Here is a 13,952-nt window from a genome sequence, read left to right on the forward strand (position 1 = left end):
CATATGAGCTTAGCCGTATTGTATAGTCGTGCGCTTACCGGCATGGATGCGCCGCAGGTAGTGGTGGAAGTGCATCTTGCCAATGGCTTGCCTAGCTTTACAATAGTGGGCCTGCCTGAAGCCGAGGTGAAGGAGAGTAAAGACCGTGTGCGTGCGGCCTTGCAGACGGCACAGTTTGAGTTCCCAGCGCGGCGCATCACGGTGAATTTGGCGCCTGCCGACTTGCCCAAAGAGAGTGGGCGTTATGATTTACCTATCGCGTTAGGGATTCTTGCAGCTAGCGGCCAGATTCCTGCAGCGGCTTTATCTCAATACGAGTTTGCGGGTGAGCTAGCGTTAACCGGTGAGTTGCGCCCAGTGCGCGGTGCATTAGCCATGACTTATAAGTCATATCAAAGTGGGCGCGCCTTTATTTTGCCTACCGAAAGTGCGGTCGAGGCGGCATTGGTGAACGGTGCGGTCATTTACCCTGCAAAAAATTTGCTAGAAGTGTGCGCACATTTAAGCGGACGCACACTATTGGTGCAACTAGATGCGCAGCGCCAAGCGCAACCCATTATTTATCCTGACTTTAGTGAGGTAAAAGGCCAGTCTGGCCCCAAGCGCGCGTTGGAGATTGCCGCGGCTGGCGGCCATAGTGTGATTATGAGCGGGCCGCCCGGCACCGGTAAAAGTATGCTGGCAAGCCGGTTTGTAGGCATATTGCCTAGCATGGCAGAAGACGAGGCGCTCGAATCCGCTGCGCTACAGTCGCTCAATGGTCAATATAAAGTAGAGCACTGGAAGCGGCGCCCATTTAGGTCTCCCCATCATACGGCTTCAGGTGTCGCGTTGGTGGGTGGCGGCGGTGTTCCGCGCCCAGGTGAAATTTCATTGGCGCATCGTGGTGTTCTGTTTCTGGACGAACTTCCTGAGTTTGATCGTAAAGTGCTGGAGGTGTTGCGAGAGCCTTTGGAAAGTGGTCATATTACTATTTCGCGCGCGGCGCGTCAGGCTGATTTCCCAGCACAATTTCAGTTAATTGCTGCCATGAATCCTTGTCCTTGTGGGTACTTGGGGCATTTCAATAATAAGTGTCGCTGCACGCCAGATCAAATTTCTCGATATAAAGGCAAAATTTCAGGTCCACTATTAGACCGTATAGATTTACATATAGAAGTAGCAGCCTTAAAAGAGGATGAACTGACCAAGGCTGCTGATGCAGAAGCTAGTGATGTTATTCGTACCCGTGTTGAAAAGGCACGTGACTTGCAGTTAGCGCGTCAAGGTAAAGCAAACTTTGCGCTTGGCAGTGGAGAAATAGATACGCACTGTTCGCTTGATGCGGCAGGTTTAGCTTTGTTAAAAACTGCGATATCACGCCTTAATTTGTCAGCACGCGCTTATCACCGCATTTTAAAAGTAGCGCGCAGTATTGCCGATTTAGCAGGGGAGGTTGATATTAAACCTGTGCACCTTGCCGAGGCTGTGCAATATAGGCGTGGCGAAGTATAGAACTAGCTACAGCAACCTGATACTTGCATGATAAAATTGAGAAAATTTTAACGACTGATTTTCATGGCTCAATTAACGATTTCCCCGATAGAAACCCAATTACGCACTTTGCTGGCGCAGCGCATCCTGATTTTAGATGGTGCGATGGGGACCATGATTCAGCAATATAAGCTGACAGAAGCGGACTATCGTGGCGAGCGCTTTGTTGATTTCAAAGCACCAGCGGGCGAGCGTGAGCTGTTTGTAAAAGGCAATAACGAACTATTGACCTTAACTCAGCCTGACATTATTCAAGAGATTCACGAGAAGTACCTGGCTGCTGGCGCTGATATCATAGAAACCAATACGTTTGGTGCCACCGCTGTTGCGCAAGATGACTACCATATGGCGCATCTGGTGTATGAAATGAACGTAGAGTCGGCTAAGCTAGCAAAGGCTGCTTGTGCCAAATACAGCACGCCAGACAAACCGCGTTTTGTGGCTGGCGCGTTGGGGCCTACTCCTAAAACGGCCTCTATCTCGCCAGACGTGAACGACCCTGCGGCACGTAATGTGAGCTTTGATCAGTTAGTAAATGCTTACTTAGAGCAAACGCGTGCGCTGGTTGAAGGCGGTGCAGACATCTTAATGGTAGAAACTATTTTTGATACGCTTAACTGTAAAGCAGCGTTGTTCGCGATTGATGCCTATTTTGAAGAGGTGGGTCATACCCTGCCGATTATGATTTCTGGTACGGTGACCGATGCTTCTGGCCGTATTTTATCTGGCCAAACGGTAACCGCCTTCTGGCACTCCGTGCGTCATGCCAAGCCGCTCACCATCGGCTTAAATTGTGCATTGGGTGCCACTTTAATGCGCCCTTATGTAGAAGAGCTGTCTTCGATTGCAGATACTTTTGTGTGTATCTACCCCAATGCTGGTTTGCCAAATCCTATGTCTGACACGGGCTTTGATGAAACGCCAGACGTCACCTCAAGCTTGGTAAAAGAGTTTGCACTCAGTAACTTCTTGAACATTGCTGGCGGCTGTTGCGGCACCACGCCTGACCATATCAATGCCATTTACAACGAAATTAAAGATTTACCACCACGCCAGCTTCCAGTGTTGCCGCGTACGTTGAAGTTATCTGGCTTAGAGCCGTTCGTTGTAGATGATGATTCGTTATTTGTGAACGTGGGTGAGCGTACCAATGTGACGGGCTCCAAAGCCTTTGCACGTTTAATTATTAACGAGCAGTACGATGAAGCGCTGACCGTAGCCCGCCAGCAGGTTGAGAACGGTGCGCAGGTGATTGATATCAACATGGATGAAGGCATGTTGGACGCCATCAAAGCCATGACACACTTCCTGAATCTGGTGGCGTCAGAGCCTGATATCGCGCGCGTGCCGATTATGATCGACTCCAGTAAATGGTCAGTGATTGAAGCGGGTTTAAAGTGCGTGCAAGGTAAAGCAATCGTCAACTCGATTTCCATGAAGGAAGGCGAGGAGGAGTTCATACGTCAGGCCATGCTATGCAAACGCTATGGTGCGGCAGCGATTGTGATGGCGTTTGACGAAAAAGGTCAGGCTGATACCTTTGAACGTAAGATTGAGATTTGTAAGCGTGCTTATGATTTGCTGGTGAAAGAGCTAGACTTCCCACCAGAAGACATCATTTTTGACCCGAATATTTTCGCCATTGCCACAGGTATTGAAGAGCATAACAACTACGCGGTTGATTTTATCAACGCCACGCACTGGATTAAGCAGCATCTGCCGTATGCCAAGATTTCGGGTGGTGTATCTAATGTAAGCTTCAGCTTTAGGGGTAATGACCCTGCGCGTGAAGCGATTCACACCGTATTTTTATACCACGCTATTAAGGCTGGTATGACCATGGGTATCGTCAATGCCGGCATGATGGGCGTGTATGACGATTTACCTGCGGAACTTAAAGAACGCGTGGAAGACGTGGTACTTAACCGTGTGGTTGACCCCAATAATCCATTAGCTGCCACCGAGCGCATGATCGAGATTGCCAGTACGTTGGTTGCTGGTGGTAAGAAAGAAGCGGCGACGTTGGAGTGGCGCGGTACGCCAGAAAACCCGGTGCCAGTTGAGAAACGCCTGAGTCACGCCATGGTGCATGGCATCACAGAATTTATTGTAGAAGATACCGAAGAGGCACGACAAAAAGTCGCGGCGGCTGGTGGCAGACCGATTCATGTGATTGAAGGCCCGCTGATGGATGGTATGAACGTGGTGGGTGATTTGTTTGGTCAGGGCAAGATGTTCTTGCCGCAAGTGGTGAAGTCCGCGCGCGTGATGAAACAAGCTGTAGCGCACTTGATACCGTTTATTGAAGCGGAAAAAGCGGCAGATGAAGCACGCACTGGTATTGTCGCTAAGCCTAAAGGCAAAATGGTCATCGCGACCGTGAAGGGTGACGTGCATGACATCGGCAAAAACATCGTTTCCGTAGTGCTGCAATGTAATAACTTTGAGGTGGTGAACATGGGTGTGATGGTGCCTGCCTCTGAGATTTTAGCCATGGCCAAAGCCGAAAATGCAGACATTATCGGTTTATCGGGCTTGATTACCCCGTCACTGGAAGAGATGGCGCACGTGGCGCGTGAAATGCAGCGCGACCCATATTTCAAAGAACAAAAAATGCCATTGTTAATCGGTGGTGCGACTACTTCGCGTGCGCATACTGCGGTAAAAATCGCGCCGCACTATGATGGCCCGATTGTTTACGTCGCGGATGCGTCACGCTCCGTGACGGTGATGCAAAACTTACTTACGCCAGAAACGCGCGGTGCCTATTTAGCTGAGATTCAGGCCGATTACGAAAAAGCACGCACTCAGCATGCCAATAAAAAAGGCACGCCGATGCTGACCATTGCTGAGGCACGCGCCAATAAGGCAGACCTCTCATTTGCAGGCGAGGATGCGCCAGTGAAACCTAAATTCATTGGTCGCCGCGAGATTAAAAATGCAGACTTGAGCATCATTGCTCAATACATAGACTGGACGCCGTTTTTCCAGACTTGGGACTTGGCAGGCTTTTACCCAGCGATTTTAAAAGACGAAGTGGTCGGTGATGCGGCAACTAAGTTGTTCAGTGAAGCACAAGCCATGCTGAAGAAAATCATCGATGGCCGCTGGCTCACTGCCAATGGTGTCGTGGCTTTGCACCCTGCTAACAGAGTGCATGATGACGATATTGAAATCTATACCGACGAAACACGTGAACACGTTGCGTTTACCTATTACGGTATGCGTCAGCAAACCGTAAAACCAGTGATTGATGGTATTGCGCGCCCTAACCAATGTCTGGCAGACTTCATTGCGCCTAAAGGCACGCCAGACTACATCGGTTTGTTCGCGGTGACGGCTGGTTTAGGTATTGAAAAGCACGAGAAAAAGTTTGAAGATGCGCATGATGACTATAGTAGCATTATGCTCAAAGCCTTGGCCGATAGGCTGGCTGAAGCGTTTGCTGAATACATGCATGAGCGCGTGCGTGTTGATTTTTGGGGCTATGCGCCGAATGAAAACGTAAGTAAAGAGGCCTTGATTAAAGAGCAATACCAAGGCATTCGCCCAGCACCAGGCTACCCTGCTTGCCCGGATCACACGGTTAAACCAGATATGTTTAAGTTGCTGCAAGCTGAGGCCATTGGTATGGCGTTGACGGAATCATTTGCGATGTCACCAGGTGCTGCGGTGTCAGGTTTCTATTTTGCGCATCCAGAAAGTAAGTATTTCAGTGTAGATAAAATTGGCGTAGATCAGTTACAGGATATGGCAGAGCGTAGAGGCTTAACTAAAGAGTATTTAGAGCGTTGGTTAGCGCCTAATCTCTCTTAATTCCGAAAATCTAATCGTTTACAACCAAGTAAAAAAGAACTTATGCACATTCATATATTAGGTATCTGCGGTACATTCATGGGCGGTATTGCGGTGTTGGCTAAAGCCGCAGGCCATAAAGTCACAGGTTGTGATGCCAATGTTTATCCGCCAATGAGCACGCAGTTGGAGGCGCAAGGGGTGGAGCTGATTGAAGGCTTTGACCCATCGCAAACTGCACTTAATCCAGATATTTACGTGATTGGTAATGTGGTGTCGCGCGGAAATCCTTTAATGGAAGCGATTTTAAATCAAGGCTTGCCGTATATTTCAGGCCCGCAGTGGCTGGCTGAGAATGTGCTGCAAGGTAAGTGGGTGCTGGCGGTGGCTGGTACGCACGGTAAAACTACTACTAGCTCGATGTTAGCGTGGATATTGGAGTATGCAGGTTTGGCGCCTGGATTCCTGATTGGCGGCGTGCCTGAGAATTTCTCAGTGTCAGCACGTCTGCCACAAGTGCCAGTACAAGATAAAAACAGCGTATCGCCATTTTTTGTGATTGAAGCAGACGAGTACGATACTGCTTTCTTTGATAAGCGTTCTAAGTTTGTGCATTACCGCCCCCGTACTGCGGTATTGAACAATCTGGAGTTTGACCATGCCGATATTTTTGAAGACTTGAATGCGATTGAAAAGCAGTTCCATCACCTAGTAAGAACTGTACCGCAGCAAGGCTTGGTGGTTGCCAATGGTAAAGAAGCTAGTTTGCAACGTGTGCTGGATAAAGGCTGCTGGACGCCAGTAGAGAAGTTTGGCACGGACGACGATTGGCAAGCTATTAACGCACAAGGTGACGGTAGCTTTGATGTCATTTACAAAGGTCAAATGCAGGGGCATGTGGCATGGGGGTTGTTAGGCGAGCACAATCGCATGAATGCACTGGCAAGTATTGCTGCTGCTCGCCATGCAGGCGTTGCCGTTGCCGTGAGTATTGCTGCCTTAACAGCATTTAAAAACGTAAAACGTCGCATGGAAGTGCGCGGTGAGAGTCGCGGCGTGGTGGTGTATGATGATTTTGCCCATCACCCAACGGCCATTGAAACTACGATAGCTGGGTTGCGCGCTAAAGTAGGCAAAGCTCGTATCTTGGCAGTATTAGAGCCACGTTCTAATACCATGAAGCTGGGCGTGATGAAGAACGCCTTACCTGCCAGTCTAGCGCAAGCTGATTTGGTATTTTGTTATCAAGCCAATTTAGGCTGGGATGCAGGTGCCGCACTTGCGCCCATCGCCAATAAAACCCAAGTGCACGACGACCTGACGCAGTTGATCCTTGCCATTAAGCAAGTGGCAACCGCCGGTGACCATGTGTTGGTGATGAGTAATGGTGGTTTTGGTGGCATCCACCAAAAATTGCTCGACGCGTTAAACGAAGTGTAAACATTTGAGCAAGCAGCCCGCAAAAACAGCGCTAAATCCATTGGCATCACTCATTGTAAAAATTAAAACAATGCGTGTGATGACCATTGCGCTTAGCATCTCTTTGCTGGTGCATTTGGTGATTCTCAGTATCCATTTTGAGCCTGAGCTTAAAAAGTTTCGTGATAAGTTGCCGGTGCTTGAGGTGATGTTGGTTAATACTAAAACCAAGTCAAAACCACAAAATACCGAGGTTTATGCACAGGCCAATTTGGATCGTGGCGGCAATACGGATTTAGACCGCCAGATGAAAACTGCATTGCCTGCATTCAAACAGCAGCAAGCCGACGTGACGCTTAAGCCAGTGGTGAACGCGAAACAAGCAGCCAAATCGGCAGAGCAGCCATCAGAAGAGAAGCAATCAAAGAAAAATGTTGCCGCGCTAGAACGGCAAGCGCAGGCGTTGATGACGCAGCTAGAAGCCACGCATCGTGTCGAGTCTCAACCGGTACAAAAGGTGAGTGCTACCGAGGCTGAGACAGCGCCTCAAGAGAATTTGAGTAAGAAGGTCAATATCCAGGATATTACTGCCGCCGCGCTGGAGATGGATCGCTTGGAAGCCTTGATTGCCAAGCAGCAGGATGAGTATCAAAAACGACCCAAGCGCAAATTTGTCGGTGGCCGGGCGCAGGAGTATCGCTATGCGCTATATGTAGAAGCTTGGCGGCAAAAGGTAGAGAAGATTGGCAATCTTAACTACCCCGAAGCGGCAAAAAACCTAAAGCTATATGGTCAATTACAGATGACGGTTTCTATAAAAGCCGATGGCAACATTGAGTCTGTAGAAATCAATCGCAGTTCCGGGCATAAGGTTCTGGATGCTGCGGCAAGGCATATTGTTGAGCTAGGTGCCCCCTACGCCAGGTTTCCTGATGATGTACGTAAAGAGATCGATGTGCTGAGCATCACCAGAACCTGGACCTTTACCAAAGAAGAAAGCTTGGCTACCGAGTAAGGCATTATCTTTTTTCAGTGCTGCTGTTACTCCCTCTTTCCTTACTTAAGTTTAATGACCGCACTCAATACCTAAACAATTAAAAATCTTAATGGCTTGATTGGGTCTGAAAATACATAACCCGTTGTTGCTTTAAGAATTGATATGAGAAAATTATGACCAGCCATTTCGAACACCATGTATTTTTCTGCCTTAACCAGCGTGAGGGCGGTGCCGCCTGTTGTATGGATCATGGCGCCGAGCAGGCTTTTGACCACATGAAATCGCGGGTGAAAAAGCTAAACTTGAATGGTAAAGGTAAAGTACGTATCAACCGTGCTGGCTGTTTGGATCGTTGTAATGATGGGCCGGTGATGGTGTTGTATCCGCAGGCGGTGTGGTACACCTTTGTCGATAACGATGATATTGATGAAATTATAGAAAGCCATTTAATCAATGGCAAAGTAGTTGAGCGCTTGTTGGTCTAACCTAAGGAAGTTGGCTGGTTACTGAAACGCGTTAATTTTTTGGAAATTTAACTAGAACCAAGTGCGCACTCAATCAGTGTGCCCATATTGTCAGCCAGCGCCTGTTTAGTTTGCGCATTAAGCAGTGAGGTGTTGCTTTCGCGCACCGCTTGCCCCCAATGCGAGTTGGGGAAGTGTTTATCATGCTCAAAGCGCGGAATCACGTGCCAGTGGATATGCGGGGTTTTATTACCTAGGCTGGCTAAATTGACTTTGTCCGGGTTAAGCGCTTCTCTTAACGCAGTTTCCACTGCAAACACCACTTTCATCATACGCGCGCGGTCTGGTGGCGGTAAATCAGACATTTCTTTAACGTGGGCTAATAGCTCTACACGGCAATAAGCAGGGTAATCTTCATCATTAAGCAACACCACACGGCAGAAGTCATCTAGCCATAAGATTTCATGGGGTGTGGGGCCGCATAATGGACAAGTCAATTAAAAAATATCCTTCAACATAAATCGCATAAGCTAGGATACCGGCTTAAGAGGCCGCTAACATGCGATCTAACGTTAATTTCGCCAGTTTAGCTTCGTGTGCAGGTACTTTAATTTGGTTCACAACTTTACCCTCTACCAAATTCTCCAGCACCCAAGCCAAGTGTTGTGGGTCAATACGCGCCATCGTAGAGCATTCGCACACTACATGACTCATAAACTGTACTAGCTTGCCTTCTGCCTTCATTTGTTCGGCAAGGCGGTTCACTAGGTTTAATTCAGTGCCCACCAGCCATTTAGTGTTGGCAGGTGCGTCGCTAATGGTTTTTAAAATATATTCGGTAGAACCTACGTAGTCAGAGTGCTGGCACACCTCAAACGGTGCTTCTGGGTGTGAAATCACAAGTCCATCTGGGTGCTCGGCACGGAATTTCTCTATGTTCTGCAGGCGGAACATCTGGTGTACAGCACAATGCCCTTTCCACAGCAAAATTTTCGCATTCTTGATTTGCTCTACGGTTAAGCCACCTAGCGGTTGGTCAGGGTCCCACACTGGCATTTGCTCAAGTGGAATGCCCATTTTGTAACCACTCCAGCGGCCTAGGTTTTGGTCAGGGAAGAACAGCACTTTTTCACGCTGTGCGAATCCCCATTCTAGAATTTTTGGTGCGTTGGTGCTAGTACACACAATGCCGCCATGCTCACCGCAAAACGCTTTAAGGTCAGCAGCAGAGTTGATGTAGGTAATGGGCGTGATTTGCTCATCAAAGTTAAGTACTTTGTTAAGCTCACGGTAACTGCGCTCAACTTTAGCAAGGTTGGCCATATCCGCCATCGAGCAGCCAGCGGCAAGGTCAGGCAAAATCGCAATTTGCTCCGGGCGACTTAAAATATCCGCTACTTCTGCCATGAAGTGCACGCCTAAAAATACTATGTACTCAGCGTCCAGGTTTTCAGTGTAACGTGAGAGTTTAAGTGAATCACCCGTGTAATCGGCATGGCGATACACGCTCTCGTGCTGGTAATGATGACCTAAAATAACAAGGCGTTTGCCTAATTTCTCTTTGGCGGCAATGATGCGGCGCTGGCAGTCAGCGTCATCTGTAGCTTGAAATTTCTCGAATTTAATCGGGGCGGCTGGTATGGTTGAAATAGACATAGTATTTTCTAAAAGTGCGCACGCTAAAGCGTATATTTTATAACGTTAATTGATGACGTTCACCTAATCTTTTTAATGCATCTACGTTTGTCCATGAAAACACCCGTTTTGCAGCCACACGCCAATCGACCCATTCGTATTGCAAATGTTCGTTTGGTGCTAGTGTAACGGGCAAGGCGCTCGGTAGCATCAAGCCAAATAAGTGTTCGCGGTTTTCAGTGACGCCAGGGGCGTAGCGATGGCGCCAGTGAGGGTAAATCTCATATACGTTAGATACGTTCCAATCTTCCAAAGTATATTGTGTTGCATCTAAGCCTGTTTCTTCGGCTAGCTCTCTGGCTGCAGCCTGTTGCGGTGTTTCATCACCTTCGATGCTGCCGGTTACCGATTGCCAGAATCCAGCTTTGTCTGCACGTTCCATAATTAACACTTTTAAATCTGGTGTATAAATAAGTACAAGTGCAGAAACTGGGGTTTTATAGGTTTTCAAGGTTGATGCGAACTGTATTAGTGGTTAGAGGGTGACTTAGCTGAATTAGTTTTAGCTGCGCTCGTTAGGTTTTTAGGCAGTTGAAACACCACGCTCTCTACCACGCCTTGCAATTCCTGCACTTGGCCGGCACCAAAGCTTTGTAATTGCGCGATAACTTCTTGCACCAGCACCTCAGGCGCAGATGCGCCCGCAGACACCCCAACCTTTTTCTTATTCACTAACCACTCAGGTTTTAAGTAGCTGGCGTTATCCACCATGTAAGCTTCAATGCCTTGGTTTTTTGCTACCTCGCGCAAACGATTGGAGTTTGAGCTATTGGGCGAGCCCACGATAATCACTAAATCACAATCTTGCGCCATGATTTTCACTGCGTCTTGCCGGTTTTGCGTGGCGTAGCAAATGTCATCACTCTTAGGCGCATTAATCTGTGGGAATTTTGTCTTGAGTGCATTGATAACTAAGGCTGCATCATCCATGGAGAGTGTAGTTTGCGTAACGTAAGCCAGCTTGCTTGGGTCCTTCACGCTTAACGCAGCAACGTCTTCCGGAGTTTCTACTAAATACATGCCAGTATTGCTGGCGCTGTTACCCGCTTGCTCAACCTGCCCCATGGTACCCTCAACTTCTGGGTGGCCTTTGTGCCCAATCATCACGATTTCCATGCCGGCTTTACGCATCTTTTCCACTTCGATATGCACTTTAGTCACTAGCGGGCAGGTGGCATCATAGGCCGTGAGGCCGCGCGACTCTGCTTCTGCCCTTACCGCTTTAGATACGCCGTGCGCGCTAAAAATCACGATGCTACCAGTAGGAATTTCATCCAGCTCTTCAACAAACACAGCGCCTTTGGCCCGTAGTTCGTCTACCACAAACTTGTTATGCACTACTTCGTGACGCACATAAATCGGCGCCCCAAACTTCTCTAATGCTTGTTCTACAATAATAATGGCACGATCAACGCCTGCACAAAAACCACGCGGATTAGCGAGTACGATCGCTGCATCATTCGGTGTAATATCAGTCAGGATTTGGTGATTAGGCGTAGATTGTTCTGTGTTCATATGTCATCCACATTCAAATTGCATCAGGCGCTAAGCGCATCAGGTATAATTGCTTCTTTTAAAATAATTAACTTTAAAAATATTGTCGGTTAATTGGCGTCATTTAATGTCGGAATTAGCTAGATTATAAATTTTTACTATGAAAAATACTGCAACCCTACTGATTACTTGCCCAGACACTAAAGGCATTGTCGCAGCCATTGCTGATTTCTTACTTCAGCACAATGCCAATATTTTACACGCAGACCAGCATCAAGATGCGGAAAATAATCTATTTTTAATGCGCGTGGAATGGGATCTCACTGGTTTTAATCTAGATGAAGCTAGCTTTAGTCAGGCATTCTCTGTGGTTGCCAACAAATTCAGTATGCAGTGGCAGCTCAAGTTGTCCCAGCATAAAACGCGTGTTGCCATTATGGTATCGCAGTATGACCATTGCTTAGCTGATTTGTTGCATAGACACAAAAGCGGCGAGCTGGCCTGTGAAATTCCACTAGTGATTAGTAATCACCGCGATACCGAAGCGCTAGTTAAGTTTTATGGCATTGATTTTCACCATATTGAAGTGAATAAAGACAATAAGGCGGAGGCTGAGGCGGCACAGTTTAAGCTGTTTGCCGATTACGGCATTGATTTAATCGTGCTGGCGCGCTATATGCAGATTCTATCGCCAGATTTTGTGTCACGTTACCCGCAACGTATTATTAATATTCACCATTCTTTCTTGCCAGCCTTTATTGGTGCGCGTCCTTATCACCGTGCCTTTGAGCGTGGCGTTAAATTGATTGGCGCAACTAGCCATTATGTGACCGAAGTGTTGGATGAAGGCCCAATTATTGAGCAAGGCATAGACCGTATTTCGCATCGAGACCAGGTCGAAGATCTGATTCAGAAAGGGCGAGACTTGGAGCGCGTAGTATTATCCAAGGCGGTGAGCTGGCATATTGAAAATCGTATTCTGCTATACGCAAACAAGACGGTGATTTTTGACTAAAAAGTTATAAAAAAAGCGAAGATTTATCTTCGCTTTTTTTATAACTACCGTTAGTGATTAATAAACTAACGGTAGTTGCGCGCAGCGTATTTAGCCGTTCGGTAAAATACTTTCATTTGCAAACAAGTCTGCAATTTTTTCACGCTTTCTAATCAAGTGGCATTGGCTGCCATCTACCATGACTTCCGCAACGCGAGGTCTAGTGTTGTAGTTGCTAGACATGCTCATGCCATATGCGCCTGCAGACATAATCGCCAACAAATCCCCCTCTTGTAAGGCTAACGCTCTGTCGTGACCTAAAAAGTCACCGCTCTCGCATACTGGCCCTACGATTTCATAGTTCATAGCGGCTTCATTACGTGGTTTTACTGCTTGAATATCGTGGTAAGCGTCATAGAGTGCTGGGCGCATCAAATCATTCATGGCCGCATCGACGATTGCAAAGTTTTTGGTTTCAGTTTGTTTTAAATATTCAACTTTGGTCACCAGCACACCCGCATTGCCAACTAAAGCGCGGCCTGGTTCAAATACCAGCTTCACATCACGGTTACCTAGTTTTTCACGCATTGCTTTTGCATACGCTGTGAATTCTGGCGGTGTTTCATCGCTGTAGCAAATGCCGATGCCGCCACCCAGGTCGATATGCTGAATCTGTATATTATTTTCTGCTAATGCATCTACCAATGCCAGTACGCGGTCAAACGCATCTAAGAACGGAGATAGTTCAGTGATTTGCGAGCCGATATGGCAATCCACACCATGAATGGCGATATTGGACATGGCTGCCGCCTGTAAATAAATGTTCAGCGCATCTTCATAGGCCACGCCAAATTTATTATTTTTTAAGCCGGTAGAAATATAAGGATGGGTTTTAGCGTCAACGTTAGGGTTCACTCGCAGTGAAACCGGAGCGATTTTCCCCATAGAGGCTGCTACGTCGTTCAGTCGTAGTAATTCACTGGCAGACTCTACGTTAAAGCAAAAAATGCCAGCTTCTAATGCCGCGCGCATTTCTTCTGCTGTTTTACCTACGCCAGAAAACACAACCTTTTTCGGGTCACCGCCAGCGGCAATCACCCGCGCTAGCTCACCGCCGGATACGATGTCAAAACCAGCGCCAAGCTTAGCAAATAAATTCAGAATCGCAAGGCTAGGGTTGGATTTCACAGCAAAACAAACCAGATGATTCGCATCTTTGAAGCCAGCGCTAAATCGCTCAAAAGCTTGGCTAAGTGCACTTTTTGAGTATACATAGCAAGGTGAGCCAAAATTTTCTGCAATTTGTGTAAGCGCTACATCTTCAGCATGTAGCACATTGTTTTTAAGTGTAAAAGTATTCACAGTAATGTCTTAACGATAGGGGTTAATGATGCCGGTCTTATTTGCTAGGCGTGGTCGGCTGAGGGTATGCTTGCTCAGGAATATATAGCGGGCCTTTGGTGCCGCACGCGCTTAATGCGCTGCTTGAAATTAACAGAAATATAATCAGTTTTTCGCGCATTGAAATCAGCCTTTTGTTGGTTATCTATGTGCTTGTAGC

Annotated in this window: 12 protein-coding genes; 6 read left to right on the forward strand and 6 right to left on the reverse strand. The window is 47.4% G+C overall.

Translation table 11 applies throughout. The features are described from left to right. The first annotated feature begins 3 nt into the window (after positions 1 to 3). From ACSSU7_RS09715 to ACSSU7_RS09735, 5 genes are all read left to right on the forward strand, one after another. Complete coding sequence (locus ACSSU7_RS09715; protein ID WP_492516284.1) at positions 4 to 1,494, forward strand: YifB family Mg chelatase-like AAA ATPase; 1,491 nt, start codon at positions 4 to 6, stop codon at positions 1,492 to 1,494. A gap of 63 nt (positions 1,495 to 1,557) precedes the next feature. Continuing rightward, complete coding sequence (metH, locus tag ACSSU7_RS09720; protein WP_492516285.1) at positions 1,558 to 5,349, forward strand: methionine synthase; 3,792 nt, start codon at positions 1,558 to 1,560, stop codon at positions 5,347 to 5,349. Between the two features lie 42 nt (positions 5,350 to 5,391). Then, positions 5,392 to 6,768 (forward strand): UDP-N-acetylmuramate:L-alanyl-gamma-D-glutamyl-meso-diaminopimelate ligase, encoded by a 1,377-nt coding sequence (gene mpl / locus ACSSU7_RS09725; protein WP_492516286.1) that lies wholly within the window; start codon positions 5,392 to 5,394, stop codon positions 6,766 to 6,768. A 4-nt stretch (positions 6,769 to 6,772) separates the two neighbouring features. Next, complete coding sequence (locus ACSSU7_RS09730) at positions 6,773 to 7,762, forward strand: energy transducer TonB (protein WP_492516287.1); 990 nt, start codon at positions 6,773 to 6,775, stop codon at positions 7,760 to 7,762. A 155-nt stretch (positions 7,763 to 7,917) separates the two neighbouring features. Next, positions 7,918 to 8,229, forward strand: a complete 312-nt coding sequence (locus ACSSU7_RS09735; protein ID WP_492516288.1) for a (2Fe-2S) ferredoxin domain-containing protein — start codon at positions 7,918 to 7,920, stop codon at positions 8,227 to 8,229. 47 nt (positions 8,230 to 8,276) lie between these two features. Here ACSSU7_RS09735 and ACSSU7_RS09740 read toward each other — a convergent pair whose 3' ends face one another. Genes ACSSU7_RS09740 through ispH form a run of 4 tightly spaced genes read right to left on the reverse strand, consistent with a single transcriptional unit; the run spans position 8,277 to position 11,418 of the window. Next, positions 8,277 to 8,705 (reverse strand): HIT family protein, encoded by a 429-nt coding sequence (locus tag ACSSU7_RS09740; RefSeq protein WP_492516289.1) that lies wholly within the window; start codon positions 8,703 to 8,705, stop codon positions 8,277 to 8,279. 46 nt (positions 8,706 to 8,751) lie between these two features. Further along, entirely contained in the window at positions 8,752 to 9,864 is a 1,113-nt protein-coding gene (gene nadA, locus ACSSU7_RS09745) for a quinolinate synthase NadA (protein WP_492516290.1), read from the reverse strand. A gap of 37 nt (positions 9,865 to 9,901) precedes the next feature. Then, positions 9,902 to 10,354 (reverse strand): dihydroneopterin triphosphate diphosphatase, encoded by a 453-nt coding sequence (nudB, locus tag ACSSU7_RS09750; protein WP_492516291.1) that lies wholly within the window; start codon positions 10,352 to 10,354, stop codon positions 9,902 to 9,904. Between the two features lie 17 nt (positions 10,355 to 10,371). Then, on the reverse strand, positions 10,372 to 11,418 hold the full coding sequence (ispH, locus tag ACSSU7_RS09755) for a 4-hydroxy-3-methylbut-2-enyl diphosphate reductase (RefSeq protein WP_492516292.1): 1,047 nt from the start codon (positions 11,416 to 11,418) through the stop codon (positions 10,372 to 10,374). A 139-nt stretch (positions 11,419 to 11,557) separates the two neighbouring features. On the opposite strand from ispH, the gene purU reads away from it, so the two are divergent. Then, complete coding sequence (gene purU, locus ACSSU7_RS09760) at positions 11,558 to 12,412, forward strand: formyltetrahydrofolate deformylase (protein WP_492516293.1); 855 nt, start codon at positions 11,558 to 11,560, stop codon at positions 12,410 to 12,412. A 90-nt stretch (positions 12,413 to 12,502) separates the two neighbouring features. On the opposite strand, the gene lysA is transcribed toward purU, so the two are convergent. After that, entirely contained in the window at positions 12,503 to 13,753 is a 1,251-nt protein-coding gene (gene lysA / locus ACSSU7_RS09765; protein WP_492516294.1) for a diaminopimelate decarboxylase, read from the reverse strand. A gap of 37 nt (positions 13,754 to 13,790) precedes the next feature. Next, positions 13,791 to 13,913, reverse strand: a complete 123-nt coding sequence (gene lptM, locus ACSSU7_RS09770) for an LPS translocon maturation chaperone LptM (protein ID WP_492516295.1) — start codon at positions 13,911 to 13,913, stop codon at positions 13,791 to 13,793. Positions 13,914 to 13,952 lie beyond the last annotated feature (39 nt).

It is taken from the genome of Methylotenera sp. E1MeOHC1, from assembly GCF_058745595.1.

Excerpts from the sequence above, each read along its gene's own strand:
- ACSSU7_RS09715 (WP_492516284.1), top strand. The coding sequence starts at position 4 with ATGAGCTTAGCCGTATTGTATAGTCGTGCGCTTACCGGCATGGATGCG.
- metH (WP_492516285.1), top strand. The coding sequence starts at position 1,558 with ATGGCTCAATTAACGATTTCCCCGATAGAAACCCAATTACGCACTTTG.
- mpl (WP_492516286.1), top strand. The coding sequence starts at position 5,392 with ATGCACATTCATATATTAGGTATCTGCGGTACATTCATGGGCGGTATT.
- ACSSU7_RS09735 (WP_492516288.1), top strand. The coding sequence starts at position 7,918 with ATGACCAGCCATTTCGAACACCATGTATTTTTCTGCCTTAACCAGCGT.
- nadA (WP_492516290.1), bottom strand. The coding sequence starts at position 9,864 with ATGTCTATTTCAACCATACCAGCCGCCCCGATTAAATTCGAGAAATTT.
- ispH (WP_492516292.1), bottom strand. The coding sequence starts at position 11,418 with ATGAACACAGAACAATCTACGCCTAATCACCAAATCCTGACTGATATT.
- purU (WP_492516293.1), top strand. The coding sequence starts at position 11,558 with ATGAAAAATACTGCAACCCTACTGATTACTTGCCCAGACACTAAAGGC.
- lptM (WP_492516295.1), bottom strand. The coding sequence starts at position 13,913 with ATGCGCGAAAAACTGATTATATTTCTGTTAATTTCAAGCAGCGCATTA.